The sequence below is a fragment of the Micromonospora inositola genome (assembly GCF_900090285.1).
GTDB classification, from domain to species: domain Bacteria; phylum Actinomycetota; class Actinomycetes; order Mycobacteriales; family Micromonosporaceae; genus Micromonospora; species Micromonospora inositola.
Genome location: NZ_LT607754.1, coordinates 3,758,414 through 3,782,054 on the forward strand (window position 1 = coordinate 3,758,414; position 23,641 = coordinate 3,782,054).

Here is a 23,641-nt window from a genome sequence, read left to right on the forward strand (position 1 = left end):
CTCACGGCCTCCGGGGCTCGAACGGGCCGCGGCCGTTGCCGGTGGCGGGCCGGGTGTCGTACGGGGAACGCTTGCGGTCGTGCGGCAACGGCAGCCGGTGCACCAGCTCTGCGACGATCGCGTCGGTGGTGCGGCGGGCCAGCTGCGCGTCGGCGGTCGGGATGATCCGGTGCGCCAGCACCGGCACGGCGAGCGCCTGGAGGTCGTCGGGGAGGACGTAGTCGCGCCCCTCCAGGGCGGCCACCGCGCGGGAAGTGCGCAGCAGCTGGAGGGTGGCCCGGGGAGAGGCACCGAGGCGCAGGTCCGGGGCCTCGCGGGTGGCGGTGACCAGGTCGATCGCGTACTGCTTGACGGCGTCGGCGACGTGCACCTGCCGGACGGTGGCGATGAGCCGGCGCACGGTGGCCGCGTCGGAGACCGGGCGCAGCTCGTTCAGCGGGTCGGCGGCCCCGTGACCGTCCAGCATGGCCAGCTCGGCGCCGACGTCCGGGTAGCCCATCGCGATCCGGGCGGTGAACCGGTCGCGCTGCGCCTCCGGCAGCGGGTACGTCCCCTCCATCTCGATCGGGTTCTGCGTCGCGATCACCATGAACGGGGTCTGCAGCTGGTAGGTGACCCCGTCGACCGTGACCTGCCGCTCCTCCATGCACTCGAGCAGGGCGGACTGGGTCTTCGGCGAGGCCCGGTTGATCTCGTCGCCGACCACCAGGTTGGCGAAGACCGCGCCGGGGCGGAACTCGAAGTCGTGCGTCTCCTGGTTGTAGACGCTGACCCCGGTGACGTCGCTGGGCAGCAGGTCGGGGGTGAACTGGATCCGGCGGACGGAGCAGTCGATGGAACGGGCGAGCGCCTTGGCCAGCTTGGTCTTGCCCACGCCGGGCACGTCCTCGATGAGCAGGTGGCCCTCGGCGAGCAGCACGGCCAGGGCGAGCCGCACGGTGGCGGTCTTGCCCTCGATGACCTGCTCGATGTTGGCCACGATGGCCTCGCTGGCGGCGCGGAACTCGTCGTGCGGCAGCAGACCGCCCACCTCGTCCCAGGTCTGTTGTGTCACGGGCCTCCTCCTCGTCGCCGGACGGCAGCTCTGTATAGAGCACCTGGACCCGCCGTTAGGTTCGCGACGTGCGAGCCTCGTCTGCCGCAATAATCTCACTGGCCTCTCAGGCTAACCATGTTTGTCGCTGCCGCCGACCCCCGCAGCCAGTCGGTCGGTTACGCCCGAATATTCGTCAGGTCGAGGGAACCGGGCGGTCACGGCCCGTCGTCGCCGGGGCCGTCCGGGGGCCGGTCCGGCCCGCCGCGCGTCCCGACCAGCGGTAGCGGTCGGCGTGGACGGCCGCGGGGCGGGTACACTCCCGGTCATGGCCGGAGTCTTCCTGCTTCTTACCGGGCCGTGCTGATGCGCTGACGCGCGACAGCACGGCGGCCCCTCCTGCGCGAGGGGCTTTTTTGTGCCCTGAGCAGAGCTCCCCAAATCCGACATGAAGCGCCGAGGAGACGCCATGAGTGAGGCAGCCGCACCGGCGAACGACATCCCCCCGTTCCGGTACACCGCGGCCCTGGCCGGCGAGATCGAGCACCGCTGGCAGGACAGCTGGGCGCGGGAGGGCACCTTCCACGCGCCGAACCCGGCCGGGCCGCTGGCCGACCCCGACCACCCGCGGGCGGGCGCGGAGAAGCTGTACGTGCTGGACATGTTCCCGTACCCGTCCGGCGCCGGCCTGCACGTCGGCCACCCGCTGGGCTACATCGGCACCGACTGCTTCGCCCGCTACCAGCGGATGGCCGGGCGCAACGTGCTGCACGCGATGGGCTTCGACGCGTTCGGCCTGCCCGCCGAGCAGTACGCGGTGCAGACCGGCACCCACCCGCGCACCACCACGGTGGCGAACATCGCGCGGTACAAGGAGCAGCTGCGCCGGCTGGGGCTGGCCCACGACGAGCGCCGCACGGTGGCCACCATCGACACCGACTTCTACCGCTGGACCCAGTGGATCTTCCTGCAGATCTTCAACTCCTGGTACGACGCGGACGCGAAGAGGGCCCGTCCGGTCGCCGAGCTGATCGCCGAGTTCGAGGGGGGCACCCGGCCGACCCCGGACGGTCGCCCCTGGGCCGAGCTGACCGTGGCCGAGCGGCGGGCGATCGTCGACGACCACCGGCTGGCGTACGTCTCCGAGGCGCCGGTGAACTGGTGCCCGGGGCTGGGCACCGTGCTGGCCAACGAGGAGGTCACCGCCGACGGCCGCTCCGAGCGGGGCAACTTCCCGGTCTTCAAGCGCAACCTGAAGCAGTGGATGATGCGGATCACCGCGTACGGCGACCGGCTGCTGGACGACCTGGACACCCTGGACTGGCCGGAGCCGATCAAGCTGCAGCAGCGCAACTGGATCGGCCGGTCCCAGGGCGCGCACATCGACTTCCCCACCACCCTGGAGCCGATCCGGGTGTTCACGACCCGGCCGGACACCGTCTTCGGCGCCACCTACATGGTGCTGGCCCCCGAGCACGAGCTGGTCGACGTGCTGGTCCCGGCGACCTGGCCCGAGGGGACGAAGGACGCCTGGACCGGCGGGCACGCCAGCCCGCGGGCGGCCGTCGAGGCGTACCGGAAGGCCGCCGCGGCCAAGACGGACGTGGAGCGGCAGGCCGACACCAGGGAGAAGACCGGCGTCTTCGTCGGCGTGTACGCGACCAACCCGGTCACCGGCGGGCGCATCCCGATCTTCATCGCCGACTACGTGCTGGCCGGCTACGGCACCGGCGCGATCATGGCGGTGCCCGGGCAGGACGAGCGGGACTGGGCGTTCGCCGAGGTCTTCGACCTGCCGATCGTGCGTACCGTGCAGCCGGCCGACGGCTTCGACGGCAAGGCGTACACCGGGGACGGCCGGGCGATCAACAGCGCCGCGCCCGACCGCGGCCTGGACCTGGACGGCCTGGGGGTCGCCGACGCCAAGGCGACGATCATCGCCTGGCTGGAGGCGAACGGGTACGGCGCCGGCGCGGTGACCTACCGGCTGCGCGACTGGCTGTTCTCCCGGCAGCGCTACTGGGGCGAGCCGTTCCCGATCGTGTACGACGAGACCGGCGCCGTCATCGCGCTGCCCGAGTCGATGCTGCCGGTCGAGCTGCCCGAGGTGGACGACTTCTCGCCGAAGACGTTCGACCCGGAGGACGCCGGCAGCAACCCGGAGACCCCGCTGTCCCGGCGGCGCGACTGGGTGGAGGTGGAGCTGGACCTGGGTGACGGGCCGAAGCGCTACACCCGGGAGACCAACGTGATGCCGCAGTGGGCCGGCTCCTGCTGGTACGAGCTGCGCTACCTGGACCCGACGAACTCCGAGCGGTTCGTCGACCCGGCGAACGAGGCGTACTGGATGGGGCCGCGCGGGGCGGGCGACTGCGGGGGCACCGACCTGTACGTCGGCGGCGCCGAGCATGCCGTGCTGCACCTGCTGTACGCCCGGTTCTGGCACAAGGTGCTGTTCGACCTGGGGCACGTCTCGTCGTTCGAGCCGTTCCGCAAGCTGTTCAACCAGGGCATGATCCAGGCGTACGCGTTCCGGGACGCCCGCGAGGCCGTGGTGCCGGCGGAGGAGGTCGTCGAGGTCGACGGTCGCTTCTTCCACGGCGAGTCCGAGGTGCGCCGCGAGTACGGCAAGATGGGCAAGTCCCTGAAGAACGTCGTCACCCCGGACGAGATGTGCGCGGCGTACGGCGCGGACACCTTCCGGGTGTACGAGATGTCGATGGGCCCGCTGGAGGTTGCCCGCCCCTGGGACACCCGGGCGGTGATCGGCTCGTACCGGTTCCTGCAGCGGGTCTGGCGGGCGGTCGTCGACGAGCAGACCGGTGACCCGCGGGTCACCGACGTGCCGGCGGACGAGGCCACCCGGCGGCTGCTGCACCAGGTGATCGACGGGGTCCGCGGCGACATGGAGGGGATCCGGTTCAACACCGCGATCGCCAAGCTGATCGAGCTGACCAACGCGCTGACCCGGCTGTCCGCCACGCCGCGCGAGGTGGCCGAACCGCTGGTGCTGATGCTGGCGCCGTTCGCCCCGCACATCGCCGAGGAGCTGTGGCGGCGGCTGGGCCACGACAGCTCGCTGGCGTACGCGGACTTCCCGACCGCCGACCCGGCCCTGCTGGTCGCCGAGACGGTGACCTACCCGGTGCAGATCAACGGCAAGGTCCGCGGCCGGATCGAGGTCCCCGCCGACGCGGATGAGGAGACGGTGCGCGCGGCGGCCCTGGCGGCCGTCGACGGTGCGCTGGACGGCAGGGTGCCCCGCAAGGTCATCGTGGTGAAGGGCCGGATGGTCTCGGTCGTCGCCTGACCGTTCCCGCCCCGGGCGGGTCAGGGTTCGCGGTGGTGGGTTGAGTGTGGCCGCGAGCGATACACCTGAGAGGCACAAATATGCCTCTCAGGTGTATCGCTTCCCGGACATGCACCTGTCGAAGGCGGCATCGCGCGGTGGCGACCATCCGCACGGAGGCGGCGCGCGCCGCCACGCCACGGCGATGAACCCGCCGGGCAGCGGCTCCTCGGCAGGGATCAGGTCTGCCTCGGCCGGCGCCGCCGTTCGGCGCGCCACCAGCGGTGGATCAGCACCACGCTGGCGATCAGCCCGAGGCTGGCCGGCGCGGCGGCGTACCAGTTGACGTGGCCCGGCGAGCTGACCGCCGCGCCGATGGCGGCGTAGCCGAAGGCGGTCGGGGCGGAGGCGATCACGCTGCCGGCCAGGAACGGCAGCAGCCGGGCGCCGGTCGTGCCGTAGCCGTAGCTGACCAGCCCGAAGCCGGCGATCGGCAGCAGTCGGACGGTGATCACCCCGAGCACGCTCTGCCGGGCGAACCAACCGTCGAGGCGGGCCAGCCGGCCGCGCACCCGTTCGGCGACGAACTCCCGGCCCAGCAGGCGTCCGACGGTGAAGCCGATCGCCGCCGCCAGCAGCGCCGCGCCGAGCGCGTACGCGGCGCCCTCCAGCGGGCCGAAGATGGCGCCGGCGGCCAGCGTGACGAAGGTCCGCGGCACCAGCGCCACGAGCAGCAGCGCCCCGCCGACGATCGCCGCGATCGGGGCGTACCCGTCGAGGGAGCCGGCCAGCCGGGGGAGCTGGGCCGGGTCCGGCCGGGGCACCAGCAGGAGCGTCACGGCGAATCCGGCGAGCAGCACCAGTAGCCCGGCGAAGCGGAGCGCCGACGGCTGCCGGAGCAGCCGCCGGACGGCGGGGGTCACGCCCGGGCGGCGGCCGCCACCGCGGCGCGGCGTTCCGAGCGGAGCCGCTCGGACCAGGTGTCGTCCAGCGTGGGAAGCTGGTGGACGCCGGTGGCCCAGCGCAGCAGCAGGTCGGCCAGCGCCGGGTTGCGGGCCAGGGCGGGCCCGTGCGAGTACGTGCCGAGCAGCTTGCCCCGCCACGCGCCCTCGGTGGCGCCGTCGTTGCCGACCCCGGCGGTGACCCGGGCCAGCGGCGACACGCCGGGCCCGAGGTGCGTGCGCCCGCCGTGGTTCTCGAAGCCGCTCAGCGCGGGGACGCCCAGCCGCGGGTCGACCTCGCCGGCCAGCTCGCCGACGGCCCGGGTGGGCCCGCGGTCGGAGGAGAGGTCGAGCAGCTCCAGCCCCGCGCATTTGGTGCCCTTGGCGAAGAACGAGGTGCCGAGGAGTTGGTAGCCGGCGCAGACGCCGAAGACGACCGAACCCTGGGCCACCGCCCGGTGCAGGCCGCCGTCGGCGAGCAGCCGCTGGGCGCCGAGCGCCTGCGGGCCGTCCTCGCCGCCGCCGATCAGGTAGATGTCGGCGGTGGCGGGCAGCCGCTGGTCGGAGCGGACCTCCAGCGCCTCGACCGGCATGCCACGCAGCTGGGCCCGGCGGGCCAGGATCAGCATGTTGCCCCGGTCGCCGTACGTGGAGAGCAGGTCGGGATAGATCCAGACGATGCGCAGGCTCTCAGTTGACACGGTCCAGCTCCGCTCGGATGTCCTGGAATGCGGTGTAGTTGGCGATGACCTCCAGGCGGCCCGGTGGCGCCGCCCGGATCGCATCGTCGAAGGTCCGGACGTGCTGGAACGGCACGCCGTTGACGTCCAGCCGGACGGCCAGGTCGTACGCCCGGTCGCCGGTGATCAGGACCTGCCGGCCGCGCAGCGGGGCGAAGTCGACGTCGAAGAGCCAGGAGGTGTCCAGCCCGTCGGGGTCGCGGGCGTTGATGGAGAGCAGGGTGGGCGCCTCGTCGGCCATGTCGAACGCCTCCAGCCAGCTGGCCGGGTTCTTGGCCAGCAGCAGCCGGATGTTGCGCCCGTCCCGGTCCACCTGGGCGTAGCGGCCGGCGACCGAGGTGACCGTGCCGAGCCGGGAGACCGCGTCCACCGGGCGTACGCCGAACTCGGCGGCGACGGCGAGGGCGGTCGCCGCGTTGCCCAGGTTGACCTTGCCGGGGAGCTGGAGCTGGATCTTGTGCCAGGCGCCGGTCGGGTCGAGCACGCCGTCGTCCTCGACGGTCCACTGCGGCTCGGGGCGGCGCAGCGGGCAGCCGGTGCACCGCCACTGCTCGCCCGAGCGCTCGATAGTCGATCCGCACTCGGGGCACACCCACGAGTCGTCGTGCCAGCGCTGGCCGGCGCTGAACCAGGTGACGTGCGGCGGGATGTGGCCGCGGGCCGGGTCGGCGGGCGGGGTGGCGGCCCAGACGACCATCGGGTCGTCGGCGTTGGCGACCACCCGCACGTCGGGGTGCTGGACCAGCGCGGCACGCCAGAGCTGCGCCATCATGGCGACCTCCTTGGCCCGGTCGAGCTGGTCGCGGGAGAGGTTGAGCAGTGCCACGACGTGCGGCTCGGTGGCCTCCAGCACCTGGGCGAGGTAGTGCTCGTCGACCTCGAGCACCGCGTACGGGGTGCTGCCGGCCTTCGCCAGGGCCGAGGTGTGGCCGGTGGGCATGTTGGCGCCGAAGGAGTTGGTGGCGACCCGGCCGAGCACGCCGACGGCGGCGGTGGTGAGCCGGGTGGTGGTGGTCTTGCCGTTGGTGCCGGACACCAGGGCGATCGCCCGCCCCGCCGACAGGTGCGCGAGCAGTTCGGGATCGATCTTGAGGCCGATCCAGCCGCCGATCACCGAGCCGTCGCCACGGCCGGCGGCTCGGGACAGCGCCGCGGCGGTCCGCGACACGGAGCTGGCCACCTTTGCCCGCAGGGGAATTTTCGCGTCCGTCACGCGAGCGAGGTTACCGGACCCGTGGCCCCGCCAGATCGCCGCCGACGGCGATCCGTTCGGCCGGGGTGACCAGGCGGACGGCCGGCTCGCGCTCGGCCGGATGGAGTCGATCAATGTCGGGTAGCGGACGCGGCCGGTGGGCCGCCGCGGCCCTCCACTCCGCTCCACCCCCTCTGACGTGCGCTTTTGCGCGCGGAAACGGCGCGCCACGCGGGCGTTTCTGGTTGCGGGTGGAGGGAAGTGGAGTAGAGTGGGGCGCAATGGTGAGGCCGGGAGGGTCGCACCGGCCCGGGGGGTCAGCGGCGCCGCGAACGCCGCTCAGGGCGAGGGGGTTGGGCCGATGTTCCTCGGCACCCACACTCCGCGCCTGGACGACAAAGGCCGGTTGATTCTTCCGGCGAAGTTCCGGGATGAGCTGGCGGGGGGTGTCGTGATCACCAAAGGGCAGGAGCGCTGCCTCTACGTCTTCCCGATGCCCGAGTTCCAGCGGATCGCGGAGCAGTTGCGCGCGCAACCGATGACGCACAAGGCGGCCCGGGCCTACAGCCGGGTCTTCTTCGCCAGCGCGCACGACGAGGTCCCGGACAAGCAGGGCCGGGTGACCATCCCCGGGCACCTGCGCTCGTACGCCGCCCTCGACCGCGATCTGGTCGTGATCGGCGCGAGCACCCGGGTGGAGATCTGGGACAGGGCGGCCTGGGAGGCCTACCTCGCGGAGAGCGAAGACGACTTCGCCGACATCGAGGAGGGGGTGCTGCCCGGCGGTCTGTAGGGCGTGGCGACGCCCGGCGTACTGCGAGATCTCCAGCCGCTTTCGAGTTCCTGGCACCCCTTCCCCGGTGCCAGGCGCACGATCCGTATCGGGGCCGCGGCCTCCGGCGGGCGGGAGCGGATGGGGATCTGGCGGTACGACGAGGCGTCGTGGCGACGACAGGACGCGGCACGGACGGAAGTGGGTCTCAACCAGTGGGGGTCGACATGGGGGAGCTGCGTGGCACGCATGTGCCGGTGCTGCTCGAGCGGTGTCTCGAGCTGCTGGCCCCCGCGCTGTGTCGGAACGGACGCACCGTCTACGTCGACGCGACGCTCGGGCTGGCCGGGCACGCCGAGGCGGTCCTTCAGGCGCATCCGAACACGGTGCTGATCGGCCTGGACCGGGACACGGAGGCCCTCGCCCACGCGCGGGTCCGGCTGGCCCGGTTCGCCGACCGGATCCACCTCGAGCACGCCGTCTACGACGAGCTGCCCGAGGTGCTCGACCGGCTGGGCTACCCGGCGATCGACGGGATCCTGTTCGACCTCGGCGTCTCGTCCCTGCAACTCGACGCGCCCGACCGCGGGTTCGCGTACGCGCAGGACGCGCCGCTGGACATGCGGATGGACCAGACCCGGGGGGTGACCGCCGAGGAGGTGGTCAACACGTACGGCCATCCGGAACTGGCCCGGGTGCTGCGGGTGTACGGCGAGGAGAAGTTCGCCGGGCGGATCGCCTCGGCGATCATCCGGGAGCGGGAGCGCGCCCGGATCACCTCGTCCGCGCGGCTGGCCGAGCTGGTCAGAGAGAGCATTCCGGCACCAGCCCGACGAACCGGGGGACACCCGGCAAAGAGAACGTTTCAGGCTTTACGGATCGAGGTAAACAGGGAGCTGGCGGCGCTGGAGACGGCGCTGCCGGCCGCTCTCGACAAGCTCACCGTGGGCGGCCGCATGGTGGTCCTGTCCTACCACTCGCTGGAGGACCGGCTCACCAAGCAGGCGCTCGCCGACCGGGTCCGCAGCAAGGGCCCGGTCGACCTCCCGGTCGAACTGCCCGGGTCGGGCCCGACGTTCCGGCTGCTCAGCCGGGGCGCCGAGCTCGCCGGGGAGGCGGAGGTGGCCGCGAACCCGCGCGCTTCCTCCGTGCGGCTGCGGGCCGCGGAACGGCTCGACCCGGAGGCGGCCCGGCAGGGGCGTACCGACCGCGAACGGTACCGCCGCCGGGTCAAGGCGATGCACCAACCGGGTACGGGGTCACCGGGATCCGCGACGGATCCGCGGTCGACCCCCGGGGACGGCAGTGGGACGGACGAAGAGGGGGAGGGGACATGAACGTCAACAAGCGCGACGGCCGGGACGCCGTCGGGCAGCGCGCACCGCGGTCGGGGGGCCGGACCGCGGCGCAGCGCACCACGCGAGGGACGACCGCGACGGCGGAGGCGGACCGGCCCGACCGCCGGGAGGAAACCCGCGCCCGGGGGGCGCGCGGGTTTCCCACCCAGGGCAGCGCCGCGCTGCGGCCGGCCGAGCGGACGAAGGCCACCACGACGGCGTCGCCGCGGCTGCGGGTCGCCCCGCCGCCGCCGGTCTCCGTGCCGCGGGCCCCGTTCGTCGGGCTGATCCTGGTGCTGGTGGTCGGCGGGGTGCTCGGCATCCTGCTGGTCAACACGAAGATCAACGAGAACGCCTTCAAGCTGGAGAAGCTGCAGCAGCAGCAGGCCAAGCTCGACGTCGACCAGCAGCAGCTGGAGAAGGAGATCGCCGAGCAGAAGGCGCCGGGCAACCTGACCGCCAACGCCCGCAAGCTCGGCCTGGTCGAGTCCGGCGAGCCCGCCTACATCCGGCTGCCGGACGGGAAGACGATCGGCGTTCCGCACCCGGCGGAGGGTGCGCCGGCCGTCACCAGCCAGCAGGGCAACGGGGGGTAGTCAGGTGCCCCCGAGATCGGAGGAACCGCGCCGGGACGCCACGGGCTCCCGGCGCGGCTCGTCCCGGGGCGGTCGGGGCGCCGACCCGCGCTCCGGCGAGCCGGGCGTCGGCGGGATCTCCGACGCTCGGGCGTACACGCCCCGGGGGCGCACCATCCGCGAGGGCGGCGGGGCCGCCCGCTCCGTGCCCACCGGGGGCGCGGAGCAGCGGCGTACCCCGCGCAGCAGCCGCTCCGGCGACCCGTTCCGGCCGGCGTTGCAGGTGCTCGACGGCGGCCGGGCCGGCGCCGGCCGCACCGGCCGGCGGGAGACCGCCGCGGGCGGCCGGGCCGGGGTGGTGCGGACCGTCTCACCGCGCCCGTCGCGGGAGCCGTTCGACGACGACGAGGCCCCGGCGCCGCGGCGCCGGCCGGGCCCGCGCCGGCCGGACCGGCCCGCCGCCCGGCGGCCGTCGCGCAAGCCGCGCCGCCCGCCGAAGCTCGCCGACCCGCGCCGCCGGCTGCGGCTCGGCACGCTGCTCACCCTGACGCTCTTCGCCGCGATCGGCATCCGGCTGGTCTTCCTGCAGACCGTGGACACCCCGGCGTACGCCGACGGCGGCGTCACCGACCGGCTCGCCGTGGTCGACCTGCCCGCCCCGCGCGGCGCGATCTACGACCGGACCGGCGACCCGCTGGCGCACAGCGTCGAGGCCCGGTACGTCTTCGCCGACCCGACCCGGGTCAAGGACCGGTTCGCCACCGCCCGGCTGCTCTCCCCGCTGCTCGGCAAGCGGGTCTCCGACCTGGCCGACAAGATGAAGCCGCGCACCCTGCCCGGCACCGCCACCCCGTCGCAGTTCGAGTACCTGGCCCGCGGGGTCGACATCGCCAGGGCCAAGCAGATCGTGGCGCTGGACCTGGCCGGCATCGGCGTGCACCGGGACGAGCGGCGTGAGGTACCCGGCGGTGATCTGGGCGCCAACCTGATCGGCTTCGTCAGCCAGGACATGGTCGGCCTGGAGGGGCTGGAGGCGAAGTACGACGACCTGCTCCAGGGGCAGGCGGGCAAGAAGACCTACGAGGTCGGCCAGGGCGACCTGGCCGCGCCGATCCCCGGCGGCTACAGCCAGACCACCCAGCCCAAGCCGGGCAGCTCGCTGGAGCTGACCATCGACCGGGACCTCCAGTTCCAGACCCAGCGGATCCTCACCGCCCAGATGGCGCAGACCAGGGGCAGCGTCAGCGCCGCCGTGATCATCGACGTGCACACCGGCGAGGTGCTGGCCCAGGCCAGCAACCCCACCTACGACGCGGCGGACCCGGAGGGCAGCAAGCCGACGGACCGCGAGGACGCGGCGACCAGCTTCGTGGTCGACCCGGGCTCGATCCACAAGGCGATCACCTACGGCGCGGCCCTCCAGGAGGGCGTGATCAGCCCGGACACCACGATGCCCATTGCCAACACCATCCAGAGGGGCGACCAGACCTTCCGGGACACCCATCCGGCCGACGGGCAGCGGATGAGCATCCCCGGGATGCTGGCCTACTCCTCCAACGTCGCGACCATCGAGATCGCCGACAAGCTGGGCCGGGACCGGCTGATCGACTACCAGAAGCGGTTCGGGCTCGGCCAGCCCACCCGCGAGGGCATGCCGGGGGAGGCCTCCGGGCGGCTGCTGCCCGCCGAGGAGTGGAGCAGGTCGTCGTACGGGTCGGTGCCGATCGGGCACAGCGTCGACGCCACCCCGCTGCAGATGGCCGCCGCGTACGCCGCCATCGCCAACAACGGCACGTACGTCCAGCCGCACCTGATCAAGGACGTGATCGGCCCGGACGGCAAGCGGACGCCAGGCCCGAAGCCGGTGACCCGGTCGGTGCTCAGCCCGCAGAACGCCGCCGCGCTGCGCACGATGCTGGAGGCGGTCACCACGGTCAACGGTCCGGAGGGGCCGGCCACCGGCCTCGCCGCCGCCGTCCCCGGCTACCGGGTGGCCGGCAAGACCGGCACCGGCCTGCGGTACGCCGACGGCAAGCTGCAGCCCGGCGAGGTCGGCTCGTTCATCGGGATGGCCCCGGCCGAGCATCCCCGGTACGTGGTGGCGGTCTTCGTCTGGAGCCCCGGCGGCGAGGGCGGCGCGGTCGCCGCGCCGGCCTTCCGGGAGATGATGGGCTACACCCTGCGGCACTACCGGGTGCCGCCGTCGGCGACCAGCAGGTCGCCCAAGTTCGAGGTCTTTCCGCGCTGAGCGGGGCGGGCGGGACATCATCGGTGAGTGGCGACGAACCACCGGGGCGGCTGTGCGGTCGGAACCCGGACGACCGGGTAGGGTCTGACGCCGTGCCCGGCAATCCACGTCCCCGTACCGTGAATCCCGTCCGGCTCGGCGACCTCGCCGCGCGGCTCGCCGTCGCGCCGCCCGAGGACGCCGCCGAGGTGGCCGTGACCGGGGTGACCCACGCCAGCCAGGAGGTCCGCCCCGGGGACCTGTACGCGGCGCTGCCCGGCGCCCGCCGGCACGGCGCGGAGTTCGCCGCGGGGGCGGCCGAGGCCGGCGCGGTGGCCCTGTTGACCGACCCGGCCGGCGCGGAGCTGGCCGCCGCGGCGGGCCTGCCGACGCTGGTGGTCGACGACCCCCGGGCGGTGCTCGGCGAGGTCGCCGGCACCGTCTACGGCGAGCCGACCGCGGGGCTGACCGTGATCGGGGTCACCGGCACCGCCGGCAAGACCTCCACCAGCTACCTGATCGAGTCGGGGCTGCGCGCCGCCGGTCACACCACCGGCCTGATCGGCACCGTGGAGACCCGGCTGGGCGACCTGGTGATCGACAGCGTCCGGACCACCCCGGAGGCGACCGACCTGCACGCCATGCTCGCCGTCGCCCGGGAGCGCGGGGTGAGTGCGGTGGTCATGGAGGTCTCCAGCCACGCCCTGGCCATGGGACGCGTCGGCGGGGTCCGCTTCACCGTCGGCGGCTACACCAACTTCGGCTCCGACCACCTGGACTTCCACGCCGACGAGGCGGACTACTTCGCGGCCAAGGCGAAGCTCTTCGACGGCCGCTGCCAGGTCGAGGTGCTCAACCACGACGACCCGGCGCTGCGGCCGCTGTTCAAGCCGGCCACGGTCAGCTACTCGGCGGCCGGCGACCCGACCGCCACCTGGTGGGCCGACGGCATCGACGGCGAGGGGTACGCCCAGCGCTTCACCGTGCACGGCCCGGACGGGCTGGCGCTGCCCGCCGTCGTGGCGCTGCCGGGCCGGCACAATGTGGCGAACGCGCTGCTGGCCGTCGCCACCCTGGTCGCCGCCGGGGTGGACCCGGCCACCGCGGTGGCCGGGGTGTCCGCCTGCGGCGGGGTGCCGGGGCGGCTGGAGCTGGTCAGCGGCGACGCGCCGGTGCGCGGGGTGGTGGACTACGCGCACAAGGCGAACGCGATCGAGGCCGTCCTGGTCGCGCTGCGCGGGCTGAGCGCCGGACGGTTGATCTGCGTGATCGGCGCGGGCGGCGACCGGGACCGGGGCAAGCGGCCGGTGATGGGCGCCGCCGCGGCGGAGGGAGCCGACGTGGTGCTGGTCACCGACGACAACCCGCGCACCGAGGACCCGGCCGCGATCCGGGCCGAGGTGCTCGCCGGGGCGTACGCGGCGAACGCCGCCGCCCGGATCATCGAGGCGCCCGGCCGGCGGGCCGCCATCGCCGAGGCGGTCCGGCTGGCCGAACCGGGCGACGTGGTGGCGCTGCTGGGCAAGGGGCAGGAGCGCGGCCAGGAGATCGCCGGCGAGGTGTTCCCGTTCGACGACCGCGTCGAGCTGGCCGAGGCGTTGCGTGCCCGCTTCGGTGACCTGGCGGGTCGACGGTGATCCCGCTGACCCTGGCCGAGGTCGCCTCGGCCGTCGACGGGCGGCTGGTCGCCGCCGACCCGGAGGTCCGGGTGACCGGGTCGGTCGAGTTCGACTCCCGCAAGGTCGCCCCCGGCGGACTCTTCGTGGCGTTCCCCGGGGAGAAGGTGGACGGGCACGACTACGCCGCAGGGGCGGTCTCGGCCGGCGCGGTGGCGGTGCTCGGCACCCGGGAGCTCCCCGGCGTGCCGATGGTGCTGGTCGACGACGCCCTCGCGGCGATGGGGCGGCTGGCCCGCGCGGTGGTCGACCGGCTGCCCGGGCTCACCGTGATCGGGCTGACCGGCTCGTCGGGCAAGACCACCACGAAGGACCTGATCGCCCAGCTCACCGTGCGGCTCGGCCCGACCGTGGCGCCGCCCGGCTCGTTCAACAACGAGCTGGGCCACCCGTACACGGCGCTGCAGGCCGGGCCGGAGACCCGCTACCTGGTGATGGAGAAGGGCGCCCGCGGGGTGGGGCACGTCCGCTACCTCTGCGAGGTGGTGCCGCCGCGGATCTCCGTGGTGCTCAACGTCGGGGTGGCGCACATCGGCGAGTTCGGCTCGGTGGAGACCATCGCACTGGCCAAGGGGGAGCTGGTCGAGGCGCTGCCCGCGGACGGGCTGGCCGTGCTCAACACCGACGACCCGCTGGTCGACGCGATGGCCACCCGTACCAAGGCCCGGGTGGTCCGGTACGGCGAGGCGGCGCACGCCGACGTGCGGGCCGTGGAGGTGACGCTGGACGGGCGGGGTCGGCCGTCGTACACCCTGGTGACCCCGGAGGGCAGCGCGCCGGTGCGGCTCGGGCTGACCGGGCGGCACCAGGTCTCCAACTCCCTCGCCGCCGCGGCGGTGGCCCGCGAGCTGGGGATGCCTCTGGCCGAGCTGGCCGCCGCCCTGGCCGAGCTGGGGCTGGTCTCGAGCCGGCGGATGGACGTCTTCGAGCGTTCCGACGGGGTCACCGTGATCGACGACTCGTACAACGCCAACCCGGCCTCGATGGCGGTCGCGCTGCGGGCGCTGGCGGGGCTGCGTGGGCAGGGGCGTACCGTCGCGGTGCTCGGCTACATGGCCGAGCTGGGCTCGTTCGAGCGGGAGGGGCACCAGCAGGTCGGCCGGCTCGCGGCCGAGCTGGGCGTGGACCGGCTGCTCGTGGTGGGCGCGCCGGCGGCGCCGATTCAGGAAGGCGCGACAGCGGTAAGTGACTGGGGAGGAGAGTCGGTGCTGCTCACCGATCAGGCGGCGGCCGTCGAGGTGCTGCGGGGCGAGCTACGTCCGGGGGACGTGGTCCTGGTGAAGGGCTCCCGGTACCGCACCTGGGAGGTGGTCGACGCGCTGCGCGAGGCCGTCGGGGAGGGGATCACCCCATGAGGGCGGTCATCGTCGCCATCGGGGTCGCCTTCCTGATCTCGCTGCTCTGCACCCCGATCGCGATCAAGGTCTTCACCCGGCTGAAGGCCGGCCAGCCGATCCGGGCCGAGGGCCCGGCCATGCACCAGACCAAGAAGGGCACGCCGACGATGGGCGGCGTGGTCTTCATCCTGGCCACGGTGATCGCCTACGTCGCCGGGCACCTCGCGCTGACCACCCTGCCGGACGCGCAGATCGCGCAGGTGGAGCCGACCATGACCGCGCTGGTGCTGCTCGGCCTGATGGTCTTCTCCGGCGCGGTCGGCTTCATCGACGACTTCCTGAAGGTCCGCAAGCGGCACAGCGGCGGCCTGAACAAGCGCGGCAAGCTGGCCGGCCAGATCCTGGTCGGGGCGATCTTCGGCATCGTGGCGCTCTACTTCCCGAGCAGGATGTACGACGTCACCGGCGCTCGGACCAACGCCGAGACGGTCGGCAGCACCACGCTGAGCTTCATCCGGGAAATCCCGGCGCTGGAGATCGGCAAGGTCGCCTCGGTGATCGTCATCATCCTGGTGGTGATGGCGGCGACCAACGGGGTGAACCTCACCGACGGGCTGGACGGCCTGGCCACCGGCGCCTCGGTGATGGTGCTCGCCGCGTACGCGCTGATCGCCTTCTGGCAGTACCGGCACTGGTGCGCGGACCCGAACTACACCGAGGCGTACTGCTACACGGTCCGGGACCCGCTGGAGATCGCGCTGATCGCCGGGGCGGCGGCGGGCGCCTGTGTCGGCTTCCTGTGGTGGAACACCTCGCCGGCGCGGATCTTCATGGGCGACACCGGCGCGCTCGGCCTGGGCGGCCTGATCGCCGGCATGGCGATGTCCACCCGGACCATCCTGCTGCTGCCGATCATCGGCGGGCTTTTCGTGATCATCACGATGTCCGTGGTGATCCAGATCATCTCCTTCCGGACCACCGGCAAGCGGGTGTTCCGGATGTCCCCGTTGCAGCACCACTTCGAGCTGGCCGGTTGGAGCGAGGTCAACATCGTGGTCCGGTTCTGGATCATCGCCGGGATCGGCGTGGCCATCGCGCTGGGCCTGTTCTACAGCGAGTTCCTGGCCGCGGTGACCTGAGCCGGGACACCGACGCGGGAGGGGGCGGGGCCCGGGTGGCCCCTCCTTTCGCGTTCCGACACGCCGACCGGTCGGTTGCGCCACGGGCGGGCGGGCCCAGCCGCGATGATGGGCGGGTGGGGGAGGAACGAGACACCGAGGGCACGACCGAGACGCAGACCCGCCGACCACCCGCGGCGACCCGGCCGGCGGACCCGCCCGGCGCGCTGTTCGGGCTGGACGCGGCGGGCGGCCTGGCCGCGCTGCGTGGCCTGCTGGCCCGCCCGCTGGCCTCCTACTACCTGCTGCTGTCCAGCGCCGGCCTGCTGCTGCTGATCGGCCTGACCATGGTCTTCTCGGCGACCAGCGTGAAGGACTACGCCGAGGACGGCGACGCGTCGGCCTCCCTGGTCAAGCAGACGATCTTCGCGGTGATCGGCATCGTCGCGTTCTGGGCCTGTCAGCGGCTGCCCGCCCGGACCTTCCGCGCGCTGGGCCGGCCGGCGCTCGGCGTGGCGGTGGTGCTGCTGCTCATCCTCAACCTGCTGGTCGCACTGGAGGCGCTGTTCGGGGTGAAGTCGGTCGGCCCGCTGCACGCCGAGCTGCTCTGGCTCTTCCTCGGCCCGATCCAGGTCCAGCCGGCCGAGCTGGCCAAGTTCGCGCTGGCGCTGTGGGGCGCCCACGTGCTGGCCCGCAAGGGCGCCGCGCTGGGCTGGTGGAAGGAGCTGGCCACCCCGCTCTTCCCGGTGGTCGGCCTGCTCTTCGTGCTGGTCGGTTACAACGACCTGGGCAGCATGCTCTGCCTGCTGGCCCTGGTCGTCGGGCTGCTCTGGGCGGCCGGGGTGCGGATGCAGATCTTCGCCACCCTCTCCGCGGTCGGCCTGCTCGGCATCGGTCTGCTGGTCGCGATGGCGTCGTTGGGCGCCGGCTCCGGCTCGCGAGACGCCGACAACTACCGGCTGGCCCGGCTGACCAACTTCGTCAACCCGCCCCCGCTGGACCAGTGCGCCGCGGACACCTGCTACCAGCTTGTCCAGGCCCGCAACGCGATCGAGCACGGCGGCTGGTTCGGCGTGGGGCTGGGCAAGAGCAGCGTGAAGTTCGGCTGGCTGCCCGAGGCGCACAACGACTTCATCTTCGCGATCGTCGCCGAGGAGTTGGGCGTGGTCGGCTGCACCGTGGTGCTGGTGCTCTTCGCCGTGCTGGCGTACACCGGGCTGCGGATCGCCCGGCGGGTCGAGGATCCGTTCCGCCGGCTCGCCGCGGCCGGCGTCACCGCCTGGCTGGTCGGCCAGGCCGTGATCAACATCGGTGGGGTGACCGGACTGCTGCCGCTGACCGGCGTGCCGCTGCCGTTCATCTCCGACGGCGGCAGCGCCCTCGTCGTCACCCTCGCGGCGATCGGGATGCTCGCCTCGTTCGCCCGCGCGGAGCCCGACGCGGCCCGAGCCCTGCATGCCCGTCCGCCGGCCCGGTGGGTCCGACTAGTCTGGGCCCCGTTGCCGCCGCTTCCCGGCCGGCGACGCCGTCCGGCGTCGCCACCGGCCGACCGTGGGTCCGTACCCCGGTCCCGAGCGCGGCGGGAGGACGACCAGGCCGCGGCCCGCGGCGCCCGGCCGAGCCGGACGCGCGCCGGCACGGCGAGCGAGAGGAGACGCTGATGGGTCCGCTGCGTTCGGTGGTGCTCTGCGGAGGAGGAACGGGTGGGCACATCTACCCGTTGCTCGCGTTCGCCGACTGCCTGCGCCGACACGACCCGGGCGTCCGGATCACCTGCCTGGGCACCCCGAAGGGCCTGGAGAACGAGCTGATCCCGCCGGCCGGCTACGACCTGCGGCAGATCCCGGCCTACCAGCTGCCCCGCTCGGTGAACATGAGCCTGGTGCGCACGCCGGACCGGATGTGGAAGGCGGCCCGCGCGGCGGGCAAGGTGATCGACGAGGTCCAGGCCGACGCGGTGGTCGGTTTCGGCGGGTACGTCTCGGTCCCCGGCTACCTCGCCGCCTGGCGGCGCGAGCTGCCGATCGTGATCCACGAGGTGAACGTGCCCCCGGGCGTGGCCAACCGGCTCGGGATGAAGTTCACGAAGAACGTCGCGGTGGGCTTCCCGCACCAGCCGGTGCAGGCCGAGTCGCTGCGCGACGCCCGGGTGGTCGGCGTGCCGCTGCGCCGGGGGATCGCCGGGCTGGACCGGGCGGCCATGCGGAACGCCGCCCGGGCCCACTTCGGACTCCGCCCAGACCTGCCGGTGCTCTTCGTCGCCGGCGGCTCGCAGGGCGCCCGCTCGATCAACCTGGCGGTCTCCGGGGCGGCCAAGGAGTTGGCCCGCAACGGCGTGCAGGTGCTGCACGTGATCGGCGCCCGAAACGAGCCGGTGTCGGTCGCCACCGACCTGCCGGTGCCGTACGTGACCCTGCCCTACCTGTCCGAGATGGAGCTGGGCTACGCGGCCGCCGACCTGATGCTGGCCCGCGGTGGGGCGATGACCTGCGCCGAGGTGGCCGCGATCGGCCTGCCCGCCATCTACGTGCCGTACCCGCACAGCAACCAGGAGCAGAAGCGCAACGCGCTGCCCGTGGTGGAGGCCGGGGGCGGGCTGCTCGTCGACGACGCCGAGCTGACCCCGGACTGGCTGGAGCGGACGGTCATCCCGCTGGTCCGGGACCCGCAGCGGCTCGCCGCGATGGGCGCCGCCGCCGCCGCGTACGGCCGGCGGGACGGCGACGTCGCGCTGCTGAACTTCGTCTACGAGGCGGTGGCCCGATGACGTCGGCCACCGCGACGGGAAGGTACTCGGAATGAACACCGCGCAGTTCACCCCCGCCGGCACACTGACCGCGGAGGACCTGGGCCGGATCCACCTGATCGGGGTGGGCGGGGTCGGCATGAGCGGGCTGGCCCGGCTCTTCCTCACCCGGGGGCTGCCGGTCTCCGGCAGCGAGCTGCGGGAGTGGCCGTCCCTGGCCGGGCTGCGGGCGCTCGGCGGCACGATCCACATGAGCCACGAGACGTCCAACCTCGACGGCGTGGACACCGTGGTCTACTCCTCGGCGATCCCCCAGGACCACCTGGAGATGGTCGAGGCGCGCCGGCGCGGCCTGCGGGTGCTGCACCGCTCCGAGGCCCTGGCGGCGGCGATGACCGGCCGGCGCACCGTGGCCGTCGCCGGCACCCACGGCAAGACCACCACCACCTCGATGGTGACCATGGTGCTCCAGCAGGCCGGCGTCGACCCGTCGTTCGTGATCGGCGGGGAGATCTCCGAGGTGGGCTCCGGCGCGCACCACGGCACCGGCGAGTACTTCGTGGTCGAGGCGGACGAGAGCGACCGCTCCTTCCTGATCTACCGGCCGTACGTGTCGATCATCACCAACATCGAGGCGGACCACCTCAACACGTACGGCGACCTGGCGAACCTGGAGGCGACGTTCGCCGAGTTCGCCCGGCTCACCGACCCGGACGGGTTCATCATCACCTGCGCCGACGACGCGGGCGGCCGGCGGCTGGCCGAGACGCTGCGGGCGGAGGGCCGCCGGGTGTGGACGTACGGCGAGTCGCCCGACGCCGACCTGCGGCTGAGCGAGATGGCCTCCTCCGCGCGGGGGGTGCGCTACCTGGCCGAGATCGACGGCCGGTCGCTGGGCGAGATCCGGCTGCCTGTCCCGGGCCGGCACATGGGACTCAACAGCGCCTCCGCGGTGCTCGCCGCGTACCTGCTGGGGCTGCCGGTCGAGGCGGCGGAGACCGCGCTCGGCGCGTTCCCCGGCGTCCGGCGGCGCTTCGAGCGCAAGGGCGTCGCGGACGGCGTGCTGGTCTACGACGAGTACGCGTACCACCCGACCTCGATGACTTTGGCTCTGCAGACGTTGCGCGAGGTGGCCGGCGAGGGCCGGTTGATCGTGGTCTTCCAGCCGTACCGGTTGTACCGCACCCGGGACCTGCAGGCCGAGATCGCCGCGGCGCTCGGCATCGCCGACGAGCTGGTGCTGCTGGAGGTGTTCGGCCCGGGTGAGCTGCGGCAGCCCGGCGAGGGCTCGGCCGCGCTGATCGAGGCGGTGCCGCTGCCGGCAGACCGGAAGGTCTTCGTGGACTCGTGGGACGAGGTGCCGGCCGAGGTGGCCCGCCGGGCCCGACCGGGCGACGTCGTGGTGACCATGGGCGCGCCGCCCATCTCGCTGATGGGCGACCAGCTGCTCGACGCGCTGCTTGCCCGTGCCGGCGGCGCGACGGCCGTGGGCGCCGCCGTCGACACGGACGGCGCGGCCGCCCCGGCCGGATGAGTCCCGGCCCGGCCCGGGGCCGGACGCCCGGCCCGGACGGCGGCGCCGGCCGGCGCGGACCGGTGCGGCGCTGGCAGCTGGTCCGGGCCGGCACCGACGCGGTCCCGCCGTCCACCCGGCGGTTCATGGCCCGGGCCCGACAGCGCCGGATGCGGGCCGCCCTGCCGTGGGCGACGGCGGTCGGGGTGCTCGCCCTGGCCGGTCTGGTCGCGTGGACCGTGTTGGGCACCGGCCTGTTCGGCGTCCGCGAGGTCCGGGTGGTCGGCGCGAAGCTGGTCACCCCGGTCGAGGTGCGGGACGCGGCGGCGGTTCCGGACGACGCGCCCCTGGCGCGGGTGGATCTGACGGCGACCGCCCGGCGGGTCGGCACCCTCGCCCCGGTCGAACGCGCGTCGGTGGAGCGCGACTGGCCCGGCACCCTGGTGATCCGGGTGGTGGAGCGGACCGCCGTGGCGGCGGTGCCGCAGGGCGAGCAGTTCGCCGTGATCGACAGCGCCGGCGTGGTCTTTCGGACCGTGCCCCGGGCTCCGGACGCGCTGCCGCTGGTCCAGGTGGGCAAGCCGGGACCGGACGACCCTGGCACCCGGGCGGGGCTGGCGGTGCTCGCCGCGCTGAGCCCGCAGCTCCGCGCCGAGCTGGTCTCGGTGGACGTGGCCGGGCTGGCCCGGATCACGCTGCGGCTGCGGCACGACCGGACGGTGGTCTGGGGGGACGCCACCCGGGGCGCGGACAAGTCGCGGGTGGCCACCGCGCTGCTCGGTCGGCAGGCCGACACGATCGACGTGAGCGCGCCGGACGTGGTGACCTTCCAGTGATCCGCCGGTCGGCGGGGTGGGCGGCGGCCGGCGGGACGTGACTCGTCCCGCTATGGGCGACGACACGCCGGGCGGGTCCTTGGCTCTCGGCGTGGAGGCGCTTACGTTGCCCCGAAGAGGATCAGTGGTTGACATAACTGTAGGCCTCTAGTAGAGGGTGAGGGTTTCGACCCGCAACCCCGCTGGGAACTGCGTCGACCGCTGGTCTAGGCCAAGCCGTGTGGGGTCGGCCCATGCCAATCTCGAAGGGAAAGGACCGGAGATGACACCTCCGCACAACTACCTGGCGGTCATCAAGGTCGTCGGCATCGGGGGCGGCGGCGTCAACGCCGTCAACCGGATGATCGAGGTTGGGCTCAAGGGCGTCGAGTTCATCGCGATCAACACCGACGCGCAGGCGCTGCTGATGAGCGACGCCGACGTCAAGCTCGACGTGGGCCGGGAGCTGACCCGGGGGCTCGGCGCCGGGGCGAACCCGGACGTCGGCAAGAACGCCGCCGAGGACCACCGCGACGAGATCGAGGAGGTGCTCAAGGGCGCCGACATGGTCTTCGTGACCTGCGGCGAGGGCGGCGGCACCGGCACCGGCGGCGCGCCGGTGGTGGCGAACATCGCCCGCAAGCTCGGCGCGCTGACCATCGGCGTGGTCACCCGGCCGTTCTCCTTCGAGGGCAAGCGCCGCCAGGTGCAGGCCGAGTCCGGCATCGACGAGCTGCGCAACCAGTGCGACACGCTGATCGTCATCCCGAACGACCGGCTGCTCGCGCTCGGCGACCGCAACATCTCCATGATGGACGCCTTCCGGACCGCCGACCAGGTGCTCCTCTCCGGTGTCCAGGGCATCACCGACCTGATCACCACCCCGGGTCTGATCAACCTGGACTTCGCCGACGTCAAGAGCGTGATGAGCGGCGCCGGCAGCGCGCTGATGGGCATCGGCAGCGCCCGGGGTGAGAACCGCGCGGTCGAGGCGGCCGAGGCGGCCATCTCCAGCCCGCTGCTGGAGCAGAGCATGGACGGCGCGCGCGGCGTGCTGCTCTCCATCGCCGGCGGCTCCGACCTGGGCCTGTTCGAGATCAACGACGCGGCCCAGCTGGTCACCGACGCGGCGCACCCGGAGGCGAACATCATCTTCGGCGCGGTCATCGACGACGCCCTCGGCGACGAGGTGCGGGTCACCGTCATCGCGGCGGGGTTCGACGGCGGGACGCCGGCGTACAAGGCGGCCGAGCCGACCCGCAAGCCGAACCAGAACCAGCCGGCGCAGCCCGGCACGCCGGTGGCGCCGCCGGCCACCATGCCGGCGCCGCAGCAGTCGCCGCGCCGGGTGCTCTTCGACGACGTGGACGTGCCGGACTTCCTCAAGAACGGCTCCTGAGCCGCGCCGATGACGGAGACACCAGCCACGGTACGACCGGACCGTCGTGCCGAGCTCGCGACCGGGCTCGCCCGGGTGCGGGCCCGGATCGCCGACGCCTGCGCCGCCGCCGGCCGGGACCGCGCCGAGGTCACCCTGATCGCGGTGACCAAGACCTACCCGGCCGGCGACGTGGTGGCCCTGGCCGGGCTCGGCGTCGCCGACGTGGGGGAGAACCGCGACCAGGAGGCGGCCGGCAAGGCCGCCGAGGTGGCGGCGGCCGGGGTGACGCCGCGCTGGCACTTCATCGGCCAGTTGCAGCGCAACAAGTGCCGCTCGGTGGTCCGGTACGCCGACGTCGTGCAGTCGGTCGACAGCGTCCGGCTGGCCGGGGCGCTGGACGCGGCGGCGGCGGCAGGTCCGGACCGGGAGCGGCCGCTGGACGTGCTGGTGCAGGTCAGCATCGACGGCGACCCGGCCCGGGGCGGGGCGCTGCCGGACTCGGTCGATCCGGACCGCGGTCTCGGTCCGGTATCGGAGGCGGTGGCCGGCGCGGGGGCGCTGCGGCTGGGCGGGCTGATGGCGGTGGCGCCGCTGGGCTGGGAGCCGGAGCGGGCGTTCGCCCGGCTGGCCGAGGTGGCGGAATGGTTCCGCCGGCGGCATCCGGCGGCGACCATGCTGTCGGCCGGAATGAGCGGGGATCTGGAAACCGCGATCGGGTACGGCGCGACACATGTCCGCGTCGGCAGCGCGTTGCTCGGAATGCGCCCCACGCTGCGGTAGCCTGACCGCGAAAGAAGCAAATTACAGCAGTGTTGTTCAGGAACGGCATCCCGTTGTCGGGGGCTATGGCGGGCGGACCGCGAATCGCGCGCCGAGGGATTGCCGATCCGGTCCGGTGGGCATCGTTGTCCACGCGTGATCAAGAGACACGGCACGGGGGCGTGTGCCG

Annotated in this window: 18 protein-coding genes; 14 read left to right on the top strand and 4 right to left on the bottom strand. The window is 73.5% G+C overall.

Features of this window, described 5'->3' with window-relative positions:
• Window position 1: 1 nt before the first annotated feature.
• On the bottom strand, window positions 2–1,054 hold the full coding sequence (locus GA0070613_RS18035) for an AAA family ATPase (protein WP_089013370.1): 1,053 nt from the start codon (window positions 1,052–1,054) through the stop codon (window positions 2–4).
• 448 nt (window positions 1,055–1,502) lie between these two features.
• Here GA0070613_RS18035 and leuS point away from each other — a divergent pair, with 448 nt between their 5' ends.
• On the top strand, window positions 1,503–4,343 hold the full coding sequence (leuS, locus tag GA0070613_RS18040; RefSeq protein WP_089013371.1) for a leucine--tRNA ligase: 2,841 nt from the start codon (window positions 1,503–1,505) through the stop codon (window positions 4,341–4,343).
• 218 nt (window positions 4,344–4,561) lie between these two features.
• Here the strand turns inward: leuS and GA0070613_RS18045 are convergent, their stop codons facing one another.
• Genes GA0070613_RS18045 through GA0070613_RS18055 form a run of 3 tightly spaced genes read right to left on the bottom strand, consistent with a single transcriptional unit; the run spans window position 4,562 to window position 7,201 of the window.
• On the bottom strand, window positions 4,562–5,302 hold the full coding sequence (locus GA0070613_RS18045; RefSeq protein ID WP_089016029.1) for a TVP38/TMEM64 family protein: 741 nt from the start codon (window positions 5,300–5,302) through the stop codon (window positions 4,562–4,564).
• Window positions 5,242–5,964, bottom strand: a complete 723-nt coding sequence (locus tag GA0070613_RS18050; RefSeq protein WP_089013372.1) for a type 1 glutamine amidotransferase — start codon at window positions 5,962–5,964, stop codon at window positions 5,242–5,244. The genes GA0070613_RS18045 and GA0070613_RS18050 overlap by 61 nt, the downstream gene beginning before the upstream one ends.
• The gene (locus GA0070613_RS18055; RefSeq protein ID WP_089016030.1) at window positions 5,954–7,201 is read right to left on the bottom strand and encodes a MurT ligase domain-containing protein; all 1,248 of its coding nucleotides are present in this window, start codon (window positions 7,199–7,201) and stop codon (window positions 5,954–5,956) included. Before GA0070613_RS18055 ends, GA0070613_RS18050 begins: the two co-directional genes overlap by 11 nt.
• A 355-nt stretch (window positions 7,202–7,556) precedes the next feature.
• Between GA0070613_RS18055 and mraZ the strand changes: the two genes are divergently transcribed.
• From mraZ to GA0070613_RS18120, 13 genes are all read left to right on the top strand, one after another.
• Complete coding sequence (gene mraZ, locus GA0070613_RS18060) at window positions 7,557–7,988, top strand: division/cell wall cluster transcriptional repressor MraZ (RefSeq protein ID WP_089013373.1); 432 nt, start codon at window positions 7,557–7,559, stop codon at window positions 7,986–7,988.
• A gap of 206 nt (window positions 7,989–8,194) precedes the next feature.
• Window positions 8,195–9,304, top strand: coding sequence for a 16S rRNA (cytosine(1402)-N(4))-methyltransferase RsmH (rsmH, locus tag GA0070613_RS18065; protein WP_089016031.1), 1,110 nt, complete (start codon window positions 8,195–8,197; stop codon window positions 9,302–9,304).
• On the top strand, window positions 9,301–9,900 hold the full coding sequence (locus GA0070613_RS18070; protein WP_089013374.1) for a hypothetical protein: 600 nt from the start codon (window positions 9,301–9,303) through the stop codon (window positions 9,898–9,900). The genes rsmH and GA0070613_RS18070 overlap by 4 nt, the downstream gene beginning before the upstream one ends.
• Window positions 9,901–9,904: 4 nt before the next feature.
• Window positions 9,905–12,127, top strand: coding sequence for a peptidoglycan D,D-transpeptidase FtsI family protein (locus GA0070613_RS18075; protein WP_089013375.1), 2,223 nt, complete (start codon window positions 9,905–9,907; stop codon window positions 12,125–12,127).
• 92 nt (window positions 12,128–12,219) lie between these two features.
• On the top strand, window positions 12,220–13,743 hold the full coding sequence (locus GA0070613_RS18080) for a UDP-N-acetylmuramoyl-L-alanyl-D-glutamate--2,6-diaminopimelate ligase (protein ID WP_089013376.1): 1,524 nt from the start codon (window positions 12,220–12,222) through the stop codon (window positions 13,741–13,743).
• A complete protein-coding gene (locus GA0070613_RS18085; protein WP_089013377.1) occupies window positions 13,740–15,137 on the top strand; it encodes a UDP-N-acetylmuramoyl-tripeptide--D-alanyl-D-alanine ligase in 1,398 nt (465 codons plus the stop codon). The genes GA0070613_RS18080 and GA0070613_RS18085 overlap by 4 nt, the downstream gene beginning before the upstream one ends.
• Window positions 15,134–16,258, top strand: coding sequence for a phospho-N-acetylmuramoyl-pentapeptide-transferase (mraY, locus tag GA0070613_RS18090; protein WP_089013378.1), 1,125 nt, complete (start codon window positions 15,134–15,136; stop codon window positions 16,256–16,258). The genes GA0070613_RS18085 and mraY overlap by 4 nt, the downstream gene beginning before the upstream one ends.
• 233 nt (window positions 16,259–16,491) lie before the next feature.
• A complete protein-coding gene (locus GA0070613_RS18095; RefSeq protein WP_172876001.1) occupies window positions 16,492–17,898 on the top strand; it encodes an FtsW/RodA/SpoVE family cell cycle protein in 1,407 nt (468 codons plus the stop codon).
• The gene (gene murG, locus GA0070613_RS18100) at window positions 17,898–19,004 is read left to right on the top strand and encodes an undecaprenyldiphospho-muramoylpentapeptide beta-N-acetylglucosaminyltransferase (protein ID WP_089013380.1); all 1,107 of its coding nucleotides are present in this window, start codon (window positions 17,898–17,900) and stop codon (window positions 19,002–19,004) included. The genes GA0070613_RS18095 and murG overlap by 1 nt, the downstream gene beginning before the upstream one ends.
• Before the next feature lie 31 nt (window positions 19,005–19,035).
• Window positions 19,036–20,517: a UDP-N-acetylmuramate--L-alanine ligase gene (gene murC, locus GA0070613_RS18105; RefSeq protein ID WP_089013381.1), complete on the top strand. Its 1,482-nt coding sequence runs from the start codon at window positions 19,036–19,038 to the stop codon at window positions 20,515–20,517.
• A complete protein-coding gene (locus GA0070613_RS18110; protein ID WP_089013382.1) occupies window positions 20,514–21,332 on the top strand; it encodes a cell division protein FtsQ/DivIB in 819 nt (272 codons plus the stop codon). The genes murC and GA0070613_RS18110 overlap by 4 nt, the downstream gene beginning before the upstream one ends.
• 262 nt (window positions 21,333–21,594) lie before the next feature.
• Window positions 21,595–22,710 carry a cell division protein FtsZ gene (gene ftsZ, locus GA0070613_RS18115; RefSeq protein WP_089013383.1) on the top strand — a complete coding sequence of 372 codons (1,116 nt, stop codon included), beginning with the start codon at window positions 21,595–21,597 and terminating at the stop codon, window positions 22,708–22,710.
• 9 nt (window positions 22,711–22,719) lie between these two features.
• Window positions 22,720–23,472, top strand: a complete 753-nt coding sequence (locus tag GA0070613_RS18120) for a YggS family pyridoxal phosphate-dependent enzyme (RefSeq protein ID WP_089013384.1) — start codon at window positions 22,720–22,722, stop codon at window positions 23,470–23,472.
• Window positions 23,473–23,641 lie beyond the last annotated feature (169 nt).

Excerpts from the sequence above, each read along its gene's own strand:
- murC (WP_089013381.1), top strand. The coding sequence starts at position 19,036 with ATGAACACCGCGCAGTTCACCCCCGCCGGCACACTGACCGCGGAGGAC.
- GA0070613_RS18120 (WP_089013384.1), top strand. The coding sequence starts at position 22,720 with ATGACGGAGACACCAGCCACGGTACGACCGGACCGTCGTGCCGAGCTC.
- leuS (WP_089013371.1), top strand. The coding sequence starts at position 1,503 with ATGAGTGAGGCAGCCGCACCGGCGAACGACATCCCCCCGTTCCGGTAC.
- GA0070613_RS18070 (WP_089013374.1), top strand. The coding sequence starts at position 9,301 with ATGAACGTCAACAAGCGCGACGGCCGGGACGCCGTCGGGCAGCGCGCA.
- rsmH (WP_089016031.1), top strand. The coding sequence starts at position 8,195 with ATGGGGGAGCTGCGTGGCACGCATGTGCCGGTGCTGCTCGAGCGGTGT.
- mraZ (WP_089013373.1), top strand. The coding sequence starts at position 7,557 with ATGTTCCTCGGCACCCACACTCCGCGCCTGGACGACAAAGGCCGGTTG.
- GA0070613_RS18110 (WP_089013382.1), top strand. The coding sequence starts at position 20,514 with ATGAGTCCCGGCCCGGCCCGGGGCCGGACGCCCGGCCCGGACGGCGGC.
- murG (WP_089013380.1), top strand. The coding sequence starts at position 17,898 with ATGGGTCCGCTGCGTTCGGTGGTGCTCTGCGGAGGAGGAACGGGTGGG.
- ftsZ (WP_089013383.1), top strand. The coding sequence starts at position 21,595 with ATGACACCTCCGCACAACTACCTGGCGGTCATCAAGGTCGTCGGCATC.
- mraY (WP_089013378.1), top strand. The coding sequence starts at position 15,134 with ATGAGGGCGGTCATCGTCGCCATCGGGGTCGCCTTCCTGATCTCGCTG.